Source organism: Pseudarthrobacter sp. AB1 (assembly GCF_014926485.1).
Classification (GTDB): domain Bacteria; phylum Actinomycetota; class Actinomycetes; order Actinomycetales; family Micrococcaceae; genus Arthrobacter.
The window spans coordinates 12805-31195 of sequence record NZ_PZKO01000046.1 but is presented as its reverse complement, the minus strand read 5'-3'; the positions used below and the strand labels follow the sequence as shown (position 1 = coordinate 31195).

Here is an 18391-nt window from a genome sequence, read left to right as displayed (position 1 = left end):
CCACGTTGGAGAGCCCGGCGCAATTCCGCCCGTACTTACTTCTTGGCGGGAGCCTTCTTCTTGGCCGGGGCCTTGCGGGCCGTGGTGGTGCGTTTGACCGGCCCCTTGGCCCTCTTCTCGGCGAGGAGTTCAACGGCTTGTTCCCGGGTCAGTTCCTCCAGGGACGTGGACCGCGGGACGGTGATGTTGGTGACGCCGTCCGTGATGTACGGGCCGAAGCGGCCTTCCTTCACCACGATGTTCTTCTCGGAAACGGGGTCCGGTCCGAACTCGGCCAGCGGGGCTACCGCGGCACGGGCGCCGCGCTGCTTGGGCTGGGAGTAGATTTCCAGCGCCTGCTCCAGTGTGATGGTGAAGATTTCCTCTTCGGTGCCGATGGAGCGGGAGTCCGTGCCCTTCTTCAGGTACGGGCCGAAGCGGCCGTTCTGCACCGTGATGAGGTTGCCTTCGGCGTCCTCGCCCAGGGCGCGGGGCAGGCTCATCAGCTGCATCGCTTCATCCAGCGTGACGGAGTCCACCGTCATGGACGCAAACAGCGAACCGGTGCGCGGCTTAGCCTTGACAGGCTTCTTCGGCGGCTTCGGCTTGCCGTTTTTGTAATACTCCACGGGCTGGTTGGCCAGCTGTTCCTCGGTCATCTCGGGGATGACTTCGGTGACGTAGGCGCCGTAGCGGCCGTTCTTCGCCACCACGGTGTGCCCGGTGTGCGGGTCAGCACCGAGGACGCGTTCTTCCGGCGCAGCCGTCTCCATCAGTTCGATGGCCTTGGCCGCGGTGAGCTCGTCCGGTGCCAGATCCTCCGGGACGTTGGCTCGGGAGTTTTCCACGATTTCGCCGGTCTTCGGATCAACCGTGGCGGCGGAGCTTTCCAGGTACGGACCGAACTTGCCCACCCGCAACGTGATCTCGTCCGTGATGGGAATGGAGTTGATTTCCCGGGCGTCAATATCGCCCAGGTTGTTCACGATGCTCAGCAGGCCCGGATCTGCGTCTTCACCAAAGTAGAAGTGCTTGAGCCACGCAGACCCCACAGCCTGGCCGTTGGCGATCTTGTCCAGGTCGCCTTCCATGTCCGCCGTGAATTCGTAGTCCACGTAGTCGGTGAAGTGCTGCTCCAGCAGTCGGATCACCGAGAACGCGATCCAGCTGGGCACCAGGGCAGAGCCCTGCTTCCGGACGTAGCCGCGGTCCTGGATGGTGGAGATGGTGGAGGCGTAGGTCGACGGGCGGCCGATGCCCTTCTTTTCCAGCTCGGCGGTCAGCGACGCTTCGGTGAAGCGCGGCGGCGGCGAGGTCTCGTGGCCCACAGCCAGAATGTCCGACGCCGTGAGGGCATCGTCCTTGGCCACGTTCGGCAACCGTCGGGCTTCGTCGGAGTCGTCGTCCCCGCGGCTTTCGTCCTTGCCTTCTTCGTAGGCGGCCAGGAAGCCGGGGAAGGTGATGACGGTGCCGGAGGCGGAGAACTCAGCGTCCCGGCCGTCGGTTGCAACGGCACCAAGGCGGATGGTCGCCGTCGAGCCCTTGGCATCACCCATCTGGGAGGCGACGGTGCGCTTCCAGATCAGCTCGTACAGGCGGAACTCGTCGCCGGAGAGCTGCTTGGCAACCTGCGCCGGCGTGCGGAAGGAGTCACCGGCGGGGCGGATGGCCTCGTGGGCTTCCTGCGCGTTCGCGGCCTTGCTGGTGTAGACGCGGGGCGACGCCGGGATGTACTCCGGGCCGTACAGTTCGGACGCCTGGCGGCGGGCGGCCGTGACAGCTTCGTCGCTCAGCGCCGAGGAGTCGGTACGCATATAGGTGATGTAGCCGTTTTCGTACAGCCGCTGGGCCACCTGCATGGTGCTCTTGGAGGTGAAGCGCAGCTTGCGGCCGGCCTCCTGCTGCAGCGTGGAGGTGGTGAACGGCGCTGCGGGACGGCGGGTGTACGGCTTGGTGTCCACGGACCGGACGCGGAAGTCCGCATCCTGGAGTCCTGCAGCCAGCGACGTAGCCAGTTCCTCGTTGAGGTGCGCCGCGTTGCGCGAAGTGAGGACGCCGTCGTCGTTAAAGTCCCGGCCCGAAGCCACCTTGGCGCCGTCAACGGAGGCGAGCTTCGCCTTGAACGAAGCGGAACCGGCACCAAACTGGCCTGTGAGGTCCCAGTAGGAAGCAGCCTTGAAAGCCATGCGTTCGCGTTCACGGTCCACCACCATGCGGGTGACCACGGACTGCACGCGGCCGGCGGACAGGCCGCGTGCCACCTTGCGCCACAGCACGGGAGAAATCTCGTAACCGTAGAGGCGATCCAGGACACGGCGGGTCTCCTGCGCATCCACCAGGGCCGTATCAACATCGCGCAGGTTGCCCATGGCGCGCTGGATGGCTTCCTTGGTGATTTCGCCGAACGTCATCCGGTAGACGGGCACCTTGGGCTTGAGCACTTCCAGCAGGTGCCACGCGATGGCCTCGCCCTCGCGGTCCCCATCGGTTGCGAGATAGAGGGCGTCGGCATCTTTCAGCGCGGCCTTCAGTTCGGTGACCTTTTTCCGTTTGTCCGCGGACACCACGTAATAGGGTTTGAAGTCGTTTTCGATATCGACGGCGAACTTGCCCACCGAGGTTTTCTTCAGTTCTGCGGGAAGCTCGGACGGTTGCGGCAGGTCGCGGATGTGACCAACGGAGGCCTCTACGATGAAGCCCTCGCCGAGGTACTTGGCGATGGTCTTGCTCTTGGCCGGAGACTCCACAATCACGAGTTTCTTGCCTGTTTTGGCCTTGCTTGGCACGGTGCTCCTACAGAAAAGGGTTGCGTGGGCAGATGAGCCCATATTGGCCTAGTTCACCATATTTTGGACAATCGTGCGCATTCATGTGGAAAACCCGGCGACTCACCCGGCACGTCCAGGACCCCGTTTTGGGGTGTTCCGGAGCCCGCCAAACCGCTATGCGGCTGGCTCGGCGGGAACCAGGAAACCGTCGCTGACCAGGTTCGCGACGTCGTCGAGCAGCCTGGTCCGGAACGCCTCGCCGTCGAACCCGTCCTCTCCGGCGAGGCTCCCGCCGAGCAGCGCTGCGAGGGCACCGATGATCTGGCCGACGGACAGGTCGCCGTCGCAGGCGGAGACAAGCCCAGCGAGTTCGGTGCTCAGCAGATTGGTCCGGCGCAGGCCGGCACCCTGGCGCAGCAGGATCACGCCCGGGTGCTCGGCGCCGGGACGCTGATGGCGTTCCTCCGTGACGTCGTCCGCCACGAGCAGATGCGCGTCCGCCAGGCTGTTGGCGGCCAGCCAGCCGGAACGCTCGACGGCGGCGCCCAAGTGGGGCCCGATGGGCTGCTCAATGGGGTACGTAATTTCCTCGAACCGGCTGATGGCCGGGGCGCCCGATTCCGCCGGCGGCCGGCGCAGCCAGATCATGCCGAAGCCGATCCCCGCCACGTTCCGGGACGCGAAGTCCGCCAGATACGCGGCATAGGCGTCCCGGTAATGCTTGCGGTCGCGGGATTCTGATGCGTCCTGCAGCCACGTTTCGGCGTACTGTTCCGGGCCCACCTGCTCGCGCTGGATGAACCAGGCGTCCGCATCCGGACCGATCCAGCTCTTGGGCCGCCTGTGCCACTCGGCCCCGACGGGAATTTCCCAGTTGCCCAGCAGTTGCGCGGTGCCGCCGGGGGCCAGGGCTCCGGGCAATGCCGCCACGAGCGAGGCCACGATGTCGTCGCCCGGCAGCCCGCCGTCGCGGTAGGTGAACTGCCCGGACGCGTGTTCGCCTACCGTCCGCGGCGTGATGACGAACGGCGGGTTGGACACCACAAGCTCGAATTCCTCACCGGCGACGGGCTGCAGGAGCGACCCCAGCCGAAGGCTGACCCGGTCCTCCAGATGTTGCGGGTCCACGTGCAGGGCCTCGGCATTCAGGAGCAGGTTGAACCGGGTGAAGGCCAGAGCCCGCTCCGAGATGTCCGTCGCGGTGACGTGCTCGGCATGGTGCAGGAGGTGGAAGGACTGGATGCCGCAGCCCGTGCCCAGATCCAGGGCCTTGGCGACGTGGCGCCGGACGGTGGTCTGCACCAGCGTGGTGGATGCCTGCCCGATCCCGAGTACGTGATCGTGCCGCAGCACGCCGTCCTGCTGGTGCGCTGCGAGGTCACTGGCCACCCACAGCTCGGCGCCGCCGCTGCCGTCCTCATTGGAATCCCAGCCGTACGGCCGCAGATCCGCTTTTGCCTGCAGCAGATCCGGCGCCGATTGAACGGCGCCGGGCAGATCAGAGCCGGGCACGGGCTCAAGCAGCCCCAGTTCGATCAGGCCGTCGGACCGGACTCCCGGCAGGGCGGCGTCGAGCGTTTCCCGCGTTTGAGGTTCCGCCAGGAGCCAGAGACGTACGACGGCGGCCAGCGCCGACGTCGTATTCTCACCGTTCGCAGGCCCACCCGCCGCCGCATCATTCCGGAGGGCGCTTTCGGTAGCCAGCAGAGCCGGGATGATCTGGTCCCGGTTCAGCGCGCGGTAGGCGGAGTCGCCCAGGAGCCCGGCCACGCCGTCGAGCGTGTAGTCCACCCGGCGCAGGTCCGCGGCGAGCGCCGTCAGCAGTTCGGGGAGGTCGCTGCGCGGGGCGTCGGGGGTATTGCCGGCCAGGAAAAGCGTGTAATCAGTCACCGCCCAAGTCTATTGGCGGGCAGGCTTCCCCCTGACGGGCTACAGGTTCTCCGCCGCCTGGATCTTCAGGGCATCCCGGACGAAGCCGGTACCTTCCGCCCCGCCGTAGTTCTTCCACGCCGCCTTTTCGTCGGTGCTCATGCCGCGCCAGCCTGTCCTGTTCCTGCTTGAGCCATGCCAAATGCCCGGTGAGGGCGTTGGCCGCGTCCGTTTCGTCGTCGAGCACCTGGCTGATGACCGGCAGGCCCAGCCCCAGGCCGCGAAGGAGCATGATGCGCTGGAGCTGCATCAGTGCCGCCTGGTTGTGGTAACGGTAGCCGTTGTGGCCGGTGCGGCTGGGCTTGAGCAGCCCGATGCCGTCATAGTGGCGCAGCGTCCTGCCGGTAGTCCCTGCGATCCGGGCAATGTCCTGGATGGACCAGTCCATATGTTCCTCCTTCCCGGTCTGTTGGCGGGATAAGTCCCGGGTTGTGATCCGGCTGATGGTTCAACGATAAATGTTGACGTAGCGTCAAGGTCAAAAGTCTGAATCACAGAGCGCAGGTGTGGCCGGGTAAGTTGGAAGCATGGTTCTGTTTCCTTCCTCCCTGCCGCGCGCCCTCTCCGCCGTGGCGGCAGCAGCTGTCCTCCTGGGCGTCTCCGGCTGCGCGCAGCAGCTTTCGGTGGAGAACGCCGATGTTCCTGCCTGGAAGGCCACGGCGATGCCATTGGCCAGCGGCATTGTTGCCGAGGACTCTGGCAGGATTCTCAACGCCCAGCCCATTGACCATACGGAGACTGTGCCGGCAGGCAAGTACACGCTGACACTTGTCTGCGAAGGCGGCGGCAAGGCCTTCCTCGCAGTGCGGTCCGGCGGCAAAGCGCTCGCCGACCTCGGAGCGGCCTGCTACGGCACGCCGGAGTCCCGCAAAATCACTCTGCCGGAATCCGGGCCATTGGAGCTCAGTGCCTCCAGTGTTGACGCGCCGCTGATCTACGCATACCAACTGGTAACCGCGGGGTAGTTGCCGGCCGCTCCCGCACGACCGGCTTTCCTGTCACCTACTCGAGGCTCTGGATTGGCGTCCGTGCCGGGCATAGAGTCGGAGTATGCCCGGATCGCAGGGGGCGCCGCCGCCCCGCAGGGCGGTACTTCGTCCGGGTACTTGCCCGTCCCGGTCAGTCCCGGCGCGCACCCGGGTAAGGACCGCCGTCGTATTCTGGACGGCGGGCGCCTTGGTGGCCGGATCTGCGCTCACCGGATGTGAATACACGTACGACGAAGGATGGCGGCCCGCCGAGAACGCCCCGGCTGCGACGGCAGTGACCGAGCCGGGGCCACGCACTGAACTGTGGCGGAACGATCCCGTCAGCGAGGCCGAAATGGAGGGCTGGCTGACTGAGTCCCAGGTGGGGACCGGGCTGCAGGTGGGGCACAGGGAATTCGGCCTGTTGCGGGCCGAAGAAATCCGGACCGGCGCCACAGCGCCCCTCCCGGCCGGAACCTACGTCCTGGCGCTGGTGTGCCGGAGCCAACGGCGCGTCGACTTCAAAGTCCGCAATGAAGAATTCACTATGGTGGACCTCAGCCTGCGCTGCGGATCCCGGCACGATAGCGTGGTCTACCTGTCCACGGAAACGGTGCTGCATTTCCAGGTCGAAGCGCAGTCCGCCGCCAATTTCGCCTACCGGCTGTCCCGGCTGTGAACTTTTCTGCCTGCCGGATCCAGGCCGGCCGGACCCTTCGGCGACGCGCGGTTCAGGCCGCGCAGCCTTCGGGGCAGCGAAGCGTCTCCGGGCTGGCGGCACACTCGGCGCAGTACAGCGTCAGAGTGCGGCAGCTCGGGTTGGAGCAGTTCTCGAACTTGCTGGTGGGAGAGGCGCAGCGGACACACGCACCGATCGTTTTGGCCTCCTCGCTGAATTCCAGGTGCATGCGCTTGTCGAACACGTAGAGCGAGCCTTCCCAGAGGCCCTGGTCCTTGAACGTTTCGCCGTAGCGGACGATGCCGCCGTCGAGCTGGTACACCTGCTTGAAACCGCGGTTCACCATCAGGCTGGACAGCACCTCGCAGCGGATGCCGCCGGTGCAGTAGGTGACCACGGGTTTGTCCTTGAGGGCGTCGTACTTGCCGGAGTCGAGCTCCTTGATGAAGTCGTGGGTAGTGGCCACGTCGGGGACGACCGCGTCCTTGAACTTGCCGATCTGGGCTTCGAAGGCGTTGCGGCCGTCGAAAAACACGACGTCCTCGCCGGCCTGTTTCGTGGCCTCTACCAGTTCGTGCAGTTCTTCGGGCTTGAGGTGGGTGCCGCCGCCCACCACGCCGTGCTCATCCACCTTGAGTTCGCCGGGCGCGCCGAAGGAGACGATCTCGTCCCGGACCTTAACGCTCAGCCGCGGGAAGTCCTCCGCGCCGCCGTCGGACCATTTCACGTCGATGCCGTGGAAGCCCTTGTATTCGCGGGTGGTCTTGACGTACTGCTTGACCGCGCCGATCTCGCCGCCCACCGTGGCGTTGATGCCGTCTTTGGAAATGAGGATGCGTCCGGTCAGCCCGAGTTTTTCGCACAGGGCACGCTGCCAGAGCCGCACCGCGTCCGGATCTGCGATGGGGGTAAAGCCGTAAAAGAGCACAATTCGGTTCAAAGCCACGTATTTAAGGGTACTGGGTTACCGGGCACCGGGCCCGCCTGGCGGCCGGGGCTAAGGTTGGCCCGCTGCGATGGCGGCGTCGCGCCTGTTCAGGGCGCCGCCCACCGTGGTCACCAGTGCTGCACCACAGACCGGCAGGGGCACCGCCAAGGTGTTCCTGTATGGATCCTTCGTGGCGTTCATGCCGTCAGTCTTGTCCGGTCACGATTGCATAAGCAAGTCACATCGGGGCACCCTACCCCTGTTGCTTGTGTCGGGGCTGGAATACTCTCATGACATGAGTCCGGACGCCTTGGTTGAAGACATCACACGCCTTCTTGAAGTCTGGGTAGCTGGCTGGGCCGGTTGCCGCGGTTACCAGACATCAGTTGAGGGCCGCTTCCCCGCTGCAATGCGGGCCGACACCACCGGGGAGTGGGAGTACTTCGCCCATGACCCCTCCGCTGACGAGTTCACTGCCCTGGCTGCGAAGACCGTCGAGGCGCCGGCCAGGGTCCTGACTATCCTCACCAATGACGTTGCCCGCTTCAGGGCGCTGGCCCAACAGAACGGTCTGAACGTCACGTCCGCCTCGCAGGCCATGATGATTGTGGACATGTCCACCCAGGATACGGAAGATCCGTGGCTCTCCGACGATGATCTGAACCTGGTCACCTCCGAACTCGACGGCGTCCACCACGCGGTGGTCCGTTCGGGTGACACGGTGGCGGCGAGCGGCAGGGTTTTTGTGGTGGGCGAGACCGCTGTATTCGACAAGATTGTTGTCCAACCGACGTTCCAGCGCCGCGGCCTGGGCAGCTTCATCATGAAGGCCCTGGCCGCGCAGGCCATCGGACCGGATGTGGAAAACGGCCTGCTCCTGGCCTCCCTCGACGGACAGAAGCTCTACTCCCACCTGGGCTGGTCCACTGTTTGCCGCGTGCTGATGCTGTCCACGTCCGACGAAGGCGCAGACCTTTCCGTGGGGTGATTTTTTCCCGGGTGAAAGAATGTTGGGGTGAACCCCCATGACTCCCTGATTCCTTTGCTGGGCCGAGGCCCGGACCCGGAGCAGCTGCGTCATGTCCGCATCATCCCTGCCCGCCAGGCGGTCCACGAACCGTGGCCGGAGTGGGCGCACCCGGATCTCGTGGCCGCTTATGGTTCGCTCGGCATCCACGAGCCGTACCGGCACCAGATCCAGGCCGCCAACCTGGCCCACGGCGGCGAGCATGTGGTCATTGCCACCGGCACCGCCTCCGGCAAGTCCCTGGCCTACCAACTGCCGGCGATTGACGCCATCCACCGCTCCGAACTGCGCGTACTGTCCGAACCGGGAAAGATCCACGACGACGGCGCCGTGACCCTTTATCTCTCGCCCACGAAGGCGCTGGCCGCTGACCAGCTGGCAGCCATCCGTTCGTTGAAACTGCCCACCGTGCGGGCCGAGACTTACGACGGCGATACGGACCCCACGGCCCGCCGGTGGATCCGGGACCACGCCAATTTCATCCTCGCCAATCCCGACATGCTCCACTTCGGCATCCTGCCCAATCACGCATGGTGGGCCAGCTTCTTCCGGCGGCTGCGATACGTGATTGTGGATGAGGCTCACAGCTACCGCGGCGTGTTCGGCTCGCATGTAGCCAACCTGATGCGCCGGCTGCGCCGCATCTGCGCGTACTACGGCGCAGGGACTGCCCAACCCGGTCCGGTGTTCATCGCCGCCTCTGCCACGGCATCGGAGCCGGGCACATCGTTCGGACGCCTGATCGGGGCGCCGGTCCGGGCCGTTGCCGAGGACTGCTCACCGCACGGCTCCACCACGGTGGCTTTCTGGGAACCCGCATTGACCGAGCTCAAGGGCGAGAACGGCGCCAACGAACGACGCACCGCCGTTGCCGAAACGGCCGACCTGCTGGCGAACCTGGTCTCGTCCCGGATCCGGACCATTGCCTTCATTAAGTCCCGTCGCGGTGCGGAAACGATCGCTTCGATCACCAAGCGCCTTCTGGACGAAGTGGATCCCAGCCTGCCGCAACGCGTGGCCGCCTACCGCTCGGGGTACCTTCCAGAAGAACGCCGGACCCTGGAAAAGGCCCTCCGCTCCGGTGAACTGCTGGGTGTCTCAAGCACGTCCGCCCTCGAACTGGGAATCGACATTTCCGGGCTGGACGCCGTCCTGGTGGCGGGGTGGCCAGGCACCCGGGCGTCACTCTTCCAGCAGATCGGCCGCGCAGGGCGCGCGGGCCAGGATGCCATCGCCGCCTTTGTGGCCAGTGATGATCCGCTCGATACCTACCTGGTGAACCATCCGGAGGCGATTTTCGACGTGTCGGTGGAGGCCACCGTCTTTGACCCGTCCAATCCGTACGTGCTGGGGCCCCATCTCTGCGCCGCCGCCGCGGAGCTTCCGCTGGGCGTAGCTGAACTGGGCCTGTTCGGCAGCACAGCAGAGAAGCTGCTGGGCCAGCTTGTGGCGCAGGGGTATCTGCGGCGCCGGCCGGCGGGCTGGTTCTGGACGCACTCCCAGAGCGCTGCGGCCTTGGTGAACCTCCGCGCCGACGGCGGCGGGCCGGTGAGCATCGTCGACGCCGACACCGGCTCCCTGCTCGGGACGATGGACTCGCCCCAGACCCACTACCAGGCGCATACGGGGGCCATCTACGTACACCAGGGCGACAGCTATGTGGTGGAGGACCTGAACGAAGACGACCATTGCGTGGTGGTCCGGCGCGCCAACCCCGACTACTACACAACGGCCCGGGACGTGACCCAGATCGAAGTGCTCGAGACACTCCGTACTGAGCACTGGGGCGATGTTGCCGTGCACTTCGGCGATGTGAAGGTGACAACGCAGGTGGTTTCCTTTCAGCGCAAGGCCCTGATTTCAAATGAAATCCTGGGTGAAGAGCCGCTGGAGCTGGGCGCCCGGGACCTGTTCACCAAGGCGGTCTGGTTTGTGGTGGAGAACCGTTCGCTGACGGGTGCCGGGCTCATCGAGGCGCAGTTCCCGGGGGCCCTGCACGCCGCCGAGCACGCAGCGATCGGCCTCCTGCCCCTGGTGGCTTCCAGCGACCGCTGGGACATCGGCGGGGTGTCCACCGCTATCCACGCCGACACAGGCGTGCCCACCATCTTTGTGTATGACGGGCACCCTGGCGGTGCCGGCTTTGCCGAACGCGGCTTCGATAAGGCCAAGGTGTGGCTCTCGGCGACACGCGACGCCATCAAGGCGTGTGAGTGCGAGTCGGGCTGCCCCTCCTGCGTCCAGTCCCCCAAATGCGGGAACAAGAACAATCCGCTGGACAAGGCTGCCGCCGTCACGCTCATCGATGTCCTCCTCAAGGACGCCCGTGAAATGCCTCCCCGCGGCGCGGAAATCCCGGCCAGCACGGAGCCGTTCAGCACCACAGCCGCTCAGGGCGGCGGCCCGGCCCGCGCCTGACCGGTGGCGGCGCCAACCAGAGTCCCTGCATTCAGCTCAGTTCGTACCATAACGGTCTGACCGGTCCCTTCCGTGCAGCTGACGAGTGCTGCAGCATGGCGGGCCACCACCTCTGCGGCCACCGTGCAGGGGTCGCCGGACGTGATCCCGCGCAGGGCATCGGCCGCTGCAAGGGCGGCGAGGTCCGCCGCCGCCGCTGCCCTGCTGGCCATCACCGCCGACTGCGCGAACAACAGCATCAGGGCCATCGCCATGACGACAACCAATGCCAGTCCCGCGGCCAGGACCGTTCCCGAGCCGCGCTCCGGGTTGTCCCCGGACTGCCTCTTCACGACGGCTCCACATCGGGGGCCCGGATGTGTCCCGTCCGTTCGTCCGCAGACTGTGCCAGCCTGAAAAGGTACCCGTGCATCGTGGCCGGCATTGGCAGTACCAGCGGCTGAGGATCGCCGCTGGCCGCCGGCGTTTCGCTCCGCGTGGTGGCCGTGGCTGTAAGCGTCCAGGGCACTGTTGCCCCCAGGGGTCCGCCCACACCGTCAGCCACCGTGACGCTGATCCATTCGCCGTCAGCCGCAACGGACGCCGTTGCCGACGTCCCCGCCAATGTCCTGACGATCCCCTGCACCGCGGAAGGGTCCTCACCGCGGGCCAGCGCCCGGGCGCCGGCCCGCGCCGCTTCCTCGAGCCTGAGCTGGGTGACGCCTGCGGAGGCTCCGGCCAAAAGCAGGGCAAGGAGCAACAGTACCGCCGGCAGCGCTACCGCGAACTCCGCCGTCACGGCGCCGTGGGCATTCCCCGGCCCACGGCGGCTGCTCCGGTCATTAGGACGTTGCAGCGCTGCCGGCGACAGAATCACGGCAAAGCCAGCGCCGTGCGGATGAGGTTCAACAGGAATCCGCGTACTTCGTCGCTACGGAGAATGAAGACGAGAAGTCCAGCGAAGCCCACAGCGGCCAGGGTGGCGATGGCGTATTCAGCCGTTGCCATTCCGGCTTCTGAAGCTGAAAGCCGGCCGTGGCGCTCCTTCCGCTCGCTGGCACCAGGGTAAAGCTCCACAACGTTGCCAGCAGGCTCTGTGGATTCCTGTCGTTGGCAGGTACACGCCCCCAATGCCGCATCGGAGCGTGTTCCCGGGTCCCATGGTGCTGTGCCCGTAGGAGCGGCGCTGGACTCCGGTGCAGGTGCTGCGGAATGGCTGTTTTCGATGATGGTCATAGTGACATTTCCCTTCTGTGCTCCGGCCGAGTTGCCGGCTGATTCGACTCTTCCCGGCTGCGGAAGTCTCGGTAAGAGCCAACAACCCGTAAGTGGATAAGCGCGGCTTTGAGCGGATTGTGGAGGACAGGACGGGGTGTGGAGGAATGGACCGGGTGTGGAGGAATGGACCGTAGCTCAAATCCCGCGCTCAGGACCCGGACGGCACCAATGCCAGCAGGACCGGAACAACGCCCAGGCAGATGAACGCCGGGAGCGAGCACAGGCCCAGCGGAATGACCAGCTTCACGCCGAGGGAGGCCGCCCGTTTCTCCGCAGCACGGAATCTTTCCCGGCGCAGCCTTGCGGCCTGCGCGTAAAGGATGGCCGACGACGGCGCTCCGGTCAGGGCGGCGAATCCCAGTGCGTCACGCAGTTCCAGGATTTCGGGAAGCCGGACTTCGGAACTGCGCCAGGCTGTCTCCCAGTCGGCCCCGATGGCGAGCGCTGACACCACGGGACGCAGCGCCTTGCCGTAGTCCGTCGAGGCCGAGGCAGCGACGAGTTCCAGGGACCGCCCGATGCCTGACCCCGCGTCCAGCATCGCCGCCACGAGCTCAAGCATCATGGCCGAGTCCCGCAATCCGTGCAGACGGCCACGATGTGTGAAGGCTTCATCGGCCCCCGGCGACCCTGCGCCCACTTCACCTCGGAGCCGGACCAGCCGCTTTCGGACCCGGCTTGGCTGCGAAAGGGCCAGGCAAGCGGCCGCAGCCAGAACAACTGCCACAGCAAGCCCCGGCACAAGAACGTCCGTCATGGCACACCGGCCCCGGCAGCAGCACCGACCAGGCGGGCAGACCAGATTCTTCCGGCGATGGTGAGGCCCACTCCCGCTGCGAGCGCCGCCAGTCCCAGCGGAGTCCCGATCAGGATGGCCAACGGGTCCACGCCCAACGCTATTCCCAGGCCCAGCCCCATCAGCGGGAGCCACGTCAGGAGACCCACCGTGGCTTTCGGTCCGGCGAGGGCCGTCTGCCGTGCGGCCTCGGCATCGTCTTCCACTTCGAGTTGCGCGGCAAACCGCGCCAGCACATCAGCCAGCGGACAGCCACTGGCTTCGGCGATATCAAAGCAGGCGGCCAGCTCGCACCAGATTCGTAGCTCCCTGCCGTCGGCGCGCGAATACTCCGCCTGCGCGGCCTTCCTGATCGCTTCAGACACGGGCGCGCCCCGGAACGCTGCTGCCCGGATGGCGCCAAGCATCACCAGGGAACCTGCGCTGAGGCTCGGACCGCTGCGACTGGACGCTGGCCCGCGTGATGGTTCCGCCCTTCCTGCAGGGTCCTTTGATGCGCGTAAACCTGCGTCCGTACTTGCTGAACCAGGCTCCGGACGGCCACCGTGGACCAGCCACAGTTCATCCCAGAGCCGTGCCGGAGTGCGGCCGCCCTTAAGCAGCGCAGCCAGCTGCTGGACCACAAGGGTCAAGGACAGGTCATTGCTTTTCGGTCGTGCGCGGAAGACGTTGCGCCACATGCCGCCCGTTCTGCTGCCACCGGCCCCTGCGTGAACTCGAGAGGCAAGGCCTGGTCCTGCACTCGCCAAGGCCCGCCGGAAACGGCTGGTGGCACCGCCTGGCGGGCTGAAGAGGAGCACGACCGCCAGCCCCAGGACCACGGCCAGCAGAAGTGTCATGCGGCGGCACCCGCCGCGGGGGACAGTCCCAACCTCGAGCTCAGCGTCTCCCAGGCAGGACCGGTGCCGAGCTGGCCGCGTGCGGTCTCCAACGCCGGAACCACGGTAAGCCCGCCAGGACCGTCGTGCACCACACCCACGCAGGCAACATGCCGCCCGCGGCTGGACCGCTCCACGTGGACCACGACGTCCAAGGCACTGGCTGCCTGCAGCCGGACGGCGTCCTGGCCCATGCCGGCCAGTGCGCCCAAAGCTGTCAAGCGGGCCGGGACGGCGGTGGCAGTGTTGGCATGGATGGTTCCTCCCCCGCCGGTGTGGCCGGTGTTCATGGCGGTCAGGAGCTCCCGGACCTCGGCACCGCGGCATTCGCCCACCACTAGCCGGTCCGGCCGCATCCGCAGTGCCTGCCGGACGAGTTCGCCCAGGTCCACTTCGCCGCCGCCTTCGAGGTTTCCGTGCCGGGACTCGAGCGAAACAATGTGCGGATGGACGGGGTTCAGTTCGGACGCGTCCTCGATCAGAACCAGCCGTTCTGCCGGGGAGCACAGCCCCAGCAGGGTGGAGAGCAGAGTAGTCTTCCCGGAACCCGTGGCCCCGCTGATCAGGAAACTCAGCCGCTGTTCAACCACGCCTTCAAGCACCTCCCGGACCACGCCGCCGAACATGCCGCCGGCACGGAGTTCGTCCATCGAGAAGACCTGCTCCCGCCGGATGCGGACACTCAGCAGAGTGCCGGCCGTCGAAATCGGCGGCAGGACGGCGTGGACGCGGTAGCCGCCGTCGAGCCTGACATCGACACACGGGGAGCCGTCGTCCAGCCGCCGTCCGCCGGCGGCCACCAGCCGTGATGCCAAGGCCCGCACCTGCGCCTCACCGGAAAACGAAACCCCGGCCGGTTCGAGGCCCTTACCCCGGTCGATCCAGACCGAGTCCGGGGCGTTGACGAAGATGTCGGTGACATGGACGTCCCGCGTCAGTTCCTGGAGTGGGCCAAGCCCGTTCAGCTCGGCGCTGATCCGTTCCACAGCCGCGAGGGATCCGGCTGTCCCCAGCAGCCGCCCGGTGGCCTGGACAGCGGCGGCGACCCGGGACGGCGTGACAGGTCCGGCGTCGGCCATGACTGATTCACGGACGGTCTCCAACAGTGACGAATCCAAAAATCGCTGATCCAGGACCCGGGCCTGCCGACGGCGTGCCCCCGTCCGGTGCTCCTGGGGCGACGGCGGCGGGACTGGCTGCCGCTCGCTCACGGCAGGTCTCCGACGGGGATGTCGCCGTCCAGCAGATCGAGCACTGAAGCGGCGAAATGCCTGACGCTCCGCCGTTTGCCCACGTCCAGGAGCCGTCCGTTTTCCCCGGCCGCCGTAACGCCGCGCAGCTCCGGAACCCGGCCGTGGACCGGCAGTCCGACGGCGTCCGCAATCAGTCCGCCGTCCAGCGCGGCGCCCGCCTTTCCCCGAACCAGGAGGGCCGCCTCGACCGGCGGAAGTTCGTGCAGCAGCCGGGCCGTGGCCACCGCGGCCTTCAGCTGCGCCGGCACAACCACCAGCATGCGGTCACAGTCCCAGGCGAACATCCGCACGGTTTCGGCGCTCCGACCGATGTCCACCACCACCAGTTCATAGCCCCGCCGGGCCGCATCGAGGACGCCACCTGTGGTGGCGGCATCCACCGGCGTCTGGCGGTCGCGGCTGCCTGGCCAGGACAGGAAGGAAAACCCGCCGGCGATCGGCAGTGAATCGGCCAGCTGTTCGGGATCTATGCTTCCGCTCGCCTCGGACAGATCAGGCCAGCGCAGCCCCGGCGTCTCCTCAGCCGCCAGCGCCAGTTCCAGGCCACCGCCCCACGGATCTCCGTCAACGAGCAATACACGCACACCCAGCCCGGCCGCCGCCTGGGCGATCCAGATTGCCGCGGTGGTGGCCCCGGCACCGCCGCAGCCCCCTGTTATCCCGAGGACGAGTCCTCCCGCTTCGGGCGACCGAGACCGGCTCAGGTACTCGGCCAGCCAGGCCGAGGCATCCGGCAGTACCGCCACCCGCTCCGCTCCGAGGGCTGTAGCCAGGTGCCAGAGACTGTCCCCCTCCCCGTTCAGGCCCACCAACACGGCAGGGGCACGTCGCCGCGGCGGCAGCTCACGAACATCGCTCCCGACCAACACGGCGGCCGCGGCATCCCAATACTTGGCGGCGTCAGCCACGTCCGCCACCACCCGCAACTGGCCGCCGGCGGCAGCCACGATCCGTTCCACTTCGCCCTGCAGAAAGTCATAGCTGGTGACCAGGAGCACCTCGGCACCAGCGGGGTCCGGCAGCCAGGCTCCTGCGGCCCGTCCCGAGGTAGGCGCACGGGACGTGGAAGCACCGGACCTGGAATCACGGGGCTGGGAACCAACGGAGTCAGATCCGGGGGAAGGGGAGGGCCGGGCGCGGGAGAGCTGGGTGGAAGACCGCTCGGACGGGGGTGGAGATAGCTGGTGCCTGCTCATGAAGCCACTCTCCACCGAACTCAGGGGCGGGAAACAGGGGCATGCCACCGTATGTGGACAACTCCCCCGAACACCCGGGGTAGAACGGCCGGGGCAGAACGGCCGGACCGAACAGCGCAGCCGAACAACGCTGCCGAACTACGGGGCCGGTTACTGCTTCCCGTATTTGCGGTGGACGGCCTGCTTGCTCACCCCAAGGCACAGGGCAATGGCTTCCCAAGACAGACCGGCCTGCCTCGCCTTGCGGACCAGTGCCGCTTCGGTGCGGCCAACTTCCTTCTGCAGCTCCGCCACTGCGTACAGAGCCTCAGCGGGGCCCTTCCCGTCCATTGATGCGACCAGCATTTTCATCCGCCCTACCTCCATTCGTCAACTTTAGTTGACGCCCCTGAGATCGATGCCATTCACACCACAGCCCGCGTCGCGGCCCCCTACCCCGGCCCACACAGGCACACCACCCGGACCGCTGGTGCGCCCGAACCCCCGCCACAGGGCAGAATTGGACCTATGTATCTGCTGCTCGCCGCCCACGCCAACGGCGCAGCCCTCCAGCAGGTCACCCAGGCGGGCGATCCGCACCCAGACCGTCCCGAACCGCGCCTGATCAGCGCAAGCGAGCTGGCCGGCGTCGTACGCCAACTGGAAAACCGTCCCCGCGAGGCGCCGCCCCGCTGGATCTGGAAGCGGACCCAGGACTGGTACCCTGCGCTGCTGGCGTCCGGCGTGGAGCTGGAGCGCTGCTATGACCTAGGTTTGTGCGGCAATATCCTGGCGTATTCGCAGTTCACGGCCCACACGGAGTACGCCCGGAAGGCCGAAAAGGAACCGCTCGACGATCCCCAGGCGCTGCCCCGCGCCCTCCAGCCGCCGCCCCCGCCGGCGGACCAAGGCGCCCTCTTTGACGACGTCCGCCACCGCGCCCCACGGCAAGGACTGGCGGAGCTCCGCGCGGAATACGCCGCGCAGCAGGCAGCCCTCGCCGATGCGGCTCCGGACGAAAACAAGCGGAAGCGGCTCCAGCTGCTGCTGGCCGCCGAATCCGCTGGCGCCATGATCGCTGCCGAGATGCAGCACACCGGTGTTCCCTGGCGGGAGGACCTGCACAAGCAGATCCTGGCCGATCACCTCGGGCCGCGCCCTCCGTCCGGTCACCGCCCCGCGAAGCTGGAGGCCCTGAACACCGAGCTGCGGGGACTGCTCAACTCGCCCGGACTGAACCCGGACTCGCCGCAGGAGCTGATGCGCGCCCTGCACCGCAACGGCATCGAGGTGAAAAGCACCCGGCAGTGGGAGCTGATGGAGTCCAGCCACCCCGCCATTGAACCGCTCCTCGCCTACAAGAAACTGTCCCGCCTGCATACTGCCAACGGCTGGGCCTGGCTGGACGCGTGGGTGGCCAACGGCCGTTTCCAGCCCGAGTATGTGGTGGGCGGTGTGGTGTCCGGCCGTTGGGCGTCCCGGGGCGGCGGGGCCTTGCAGATCCCGCGCCACATCCGTGGCGCGGTCCATGCGAATCCCGGACACAAACTCATCGTCGCGGACGCCTCCCAGCTGGAACCCCGGGTGCTGGTGGCGCTGGCGCAGGACGCCAAAATGGCTGAAGCGGCGCGCGACAAGGACCTGTACGCCGGCATCGCAGCCCAGGGTTTCGGCGGCGACCGCGCCAATGCGAAGATCGCCCTCCTGGGCGCCATCTATGGCGCCACCACCGGCGAATCCGGGCGCCTGATGCCACAGCTGGCACGAACCTACCCGCGCGCCGTCGGCTTTGTGGAGCAGGCGGCGCGGGAGGGCGCGGCCGGCGGCACGGTGACCACCAGGCTTGGCCGGAGCAGCCCGCCACCGTCGGAAGGGTGGTTCCGGAGCCAGCAGTCGGCCACTGCAGAGGAGCAGCGCCGCGCGGAATCGATTGCCCGTTCCCGCGGCCGCTTCACGCGCAACTTTGTGGTGCAGGGATCCGCCGCTGACTGGGCGGCATGCTGGCTGGCGGAATTACGACGGCGGCTGCGGGCCCTGCGTGCCGACGGTTCCGTTCAGGCGGAGCTGGTGTTTTTCCTGCATGACGAGGTGATGGTCCACGCCCCCGAGGCTGGCGTCCAGGCCTGCATCCGGGCCATCGAGGAAGCTGCCGCCGCCGCGAAGGAACTGCTGTTCGGTCCCATCCCGGTGGAGTTCCCCGTCAGCGTGGCCGTGGTGGACTCATACGACAACGCAAAGTAGCAATTGGCCCCACTGCGTAGCCCAAAGAAACCTACCCGGGAGTAGCTGGTCGGAACTTCTGTGACCATGGTTACATCAGAGCAGCGACTTAAGCA

17 protein-coding genes and 1 pseudogene are annotated in these 18391 nt (G+C 66.9%); 5 read left to right on the top strand and 13 right to left on the bottom strand.

All coding sequences use genetic code 11. The annotated features are described in order from the left end of the window. Positions 1-35: 35 nt before the first annotated feature. From topA to DAD99_RS11950, 3 genes and pseudogenes are all read right to left on the bottom strand, one after another. The gene (gene topA / locus DAD99_RS11960) at positions 36-2765 is read right to left on the bottom strand and encodes a type I DNA topoisomerase (protein WP_185261540.1); all 2730 of its coding nucleotides are present in this window, start codon (positions 2763-2765) and stop codon (positions 36-38) included. A gap of 156 nt (positions 2766-2921) precedes the next feature. Next, complete coding sequence (locus DAD99_RS11955; RefSeq protein ID WP_193341711.1) at positions 2922-4637, bottom strand: methyltransferase; 1716 nt, start codon at positions 4635-4637, stop codon at positions 2922-2924. Between the two features lie 91 nt (positions 4638-4728). After that, a pseudogene (locus tag DAD99_RS11950) lies at positions 4729-5064 on the bottom strand (MerR family transcriptional regulator); the annotation flags it as partial. A 139-nt stretch (positions 5065-5203) separates the two neighbouring features. Between DAD99_RS11950 and DAD99_RS11945 the strand changes: the two are divergent. Together DAD99_RS11945 and DAD99_RS11940 are read left to right on the top strand one after the other, a co-directional pair. After that, the gene (locus DAD99_RS11945) at positions 5204-5641 is read left to right on the top strand and encodes a hypothetical protein (RefSeq protein ID WP_193341709.1); all 438 of its coding nucleotides are present in this window, start codon (positions 5204-5206) and stop codon (positions 5639-5641) included. Between the two features lie 85 nt (positions 5642-5726). Next, on the top strand, positions 5727-6323 hold the full coding sequence (locus DAD99_RS11940; protein ID WP_227007950.1) for a hypothetical protein: 597 nt from the start codon (positions 5727-5729) through the stop codon (positions 6321-6323). Positions 6324-6375: 52 nt separating this feature from the next. Here DAD99_RS11940 and DAD99_RS11935 read toward each other — a convergent pair whose 3' ends face one another. Both DAD99_RS11935 and DAD99_RS22040 read right to left on the bottom strand, forming a co-directional pair. Then, positions 6376-7269: a rhodanese-related sulfurtransferase gene (locus DAD99_RS11935; RefSeq protein ID WP_193341708.1), complete on the bottom strand. Its 894-nt coding sequence runs from the start codon at positions 7267-7269 to the stop codon at positions 6376-6378. A 51-nt stretch (positions 7270-7320) separates the two neighbouring features. Beyond that, complete coding sequence (locus tag DAD99_RS22040) at positions 7321-7452, bottom strand: hypothetical protein (RefSeq protein WP_255527482.1); 132 nt, start codon at positions 7450-7452, stop codon at positions 7321-7323. Positions 7453-7546: 94 nt separating this feature from the next. Here DAD99_RS22040 and DAD99_RS11930 point away from each other — a divergent pair, with 94 nt between their 5' ends. Together DAD99_RS11930 and DAD99_RS11925 are read left to right on the top strand one after the other, a co-directional pair. Beyond that, on the top strand, positions 7547-8239 hold the full coding sequence (locus DAD99_RS11930; RefSeq protein ID WP_193341707.1) for a GNAT family N-acetyltransferase: 693 nt from the start codon (positions 7547-7549) through the stop codon (positions 8237-8239). 27 nt (positions 8240-8266) lie between these two features. Then, positions 8267-10696: a DEAD/DEAH box helicase gene (locus tag DAD99_RS11925; protein ID WP_309233256.1), complete on the top strand. Its 2430-nt coding sequence runs from the start codon at positions 8267-8269 to the stop codon at positions 10694-10696. On the opposite strand, the gene DAD99_RS11920 is transcribed toward DAD99_RS11925, so the two are convergent. From DAD99_RS11920 to DAD99_RS11885, 8 genes are all read right to left on the bottom strand, one after another. Then, positions 10669-11028 (bottom strand): Rv3654c family TadE-like protein, encoded by a 360-nt coding sequence (locus tag DAD99_RS11920; protein WP_193341706.1) that lies wholly within the window; start codon positions 11026-11028, stop codon positions 10669-10671. The genes DAD99_RS11925 and DAD99_RS11920 overlap by 28 nt on opposite strands. Next, a complete protein-coding gene (locus DAD99_RS11915) occupies positions 11025-11552 on the bottom strand; it encodes a TadE family type IV pilus minor pilin (RefSeq protein WP_309233255.1) in 528 nt (175 codons plus the stop codon). The genes DAD99_RS11920 and DAD99_RS11915 overlap by 4 nt, the downstream gene beginning before the upstream one ends. Then, the gene (locus tag DAD99_RS11910; RefSeq protein WP_193341705.1) at positions 11549-11911 is read right to left on the bottom strand and encodes a DUF4244 domain-containing protein; all 363 of its coding nucleotides are present in this window, start codon (positions 11909-11911) and stop codon (positions 11549-11551) included. Before DAD99_RS11910 ends, DAD99_RS11915 begins: the two co-directional genes overlap by 4 nt. Positions 11912-12101: 190 nt before the next feature. Beyond that, positions 12102-12710, bottom strand: a complete 609-nt coding sequence (locus DAD99_RS11905; protein WP_193341704.1) for a type II secretion system F family protein — start codon at positions 12708-12710, stop codon at positions 12102-12104. Further along, the gene (locus DAD99_RS11900) at positions 12707-13588 is read right to left on the bottom strand and encodes a type II secretion system F family protein (protein WP_193341703.1); all 882 of its coding nucleotides are present in this window, start codon (positions 13586-13588) and stop codon (positions 12707-12709) included. The genes DAD99_RS11905 and DAD99_RS11900 overlap by 4 nt, the downstream gene beginning before the upstream one ends. Then, entirely contained in the window at positions 13585-14838 is a 1254-nt protein-coding gene (locus DAD99_RS11895; RefSeq protein ID WP_193341702.1) for a TadA family conjugal transfer-associated ATPase, read from the bottom strand. The genes DAD99_RS11900 and DAD99_RS11895 overlap by 4 nt, the downstream gene beginning before the upstream one ends. Continuing rightward, on the bottom strand, positions 14835-16076 hold the full coding sequence (gene ssd / locus DAD99_RS11890) for a septum site-determining protein Ssd (protein ID WP_309233254.1): 1242 nt from the start codon (positions 16074-16076) through the stop codon (positions 14835-14837). Before ssd ends, DAD99_RS11895 begins: the two co-directional genes overlap by 4 nt. 150 nt (positions 16077-16226) lie before the next feature. Then, positions 16227-16442: an AsnC family protein gene (locus DAD99_RS11885; protein WP_185261550.1), complete on the bottom strand. Its 216-nt coding sequence runs from the start codon at positions 16440-16442 to the stop codon at positions 16227-16229. 141 nt (positions 16443-16583) lie between these two features. Between DAD99_RS11885 and DAD99_RS11880 the strand changes: the two genes are divergently transcribed. Further along, positions 16584-18296: a bifunctional 3'-5' exonuclease/DNA polymerase gene (locus tag DAD99_RS11880; RefSeq protein WP_193341701.1), complete on the top strand. Its 1713-nt coding sequence runs from the start codon at positions 16584-16586 to the stop codon at positions 18294-18296. Positions 18297-18391: the final 95 nt, after the last annotated feature.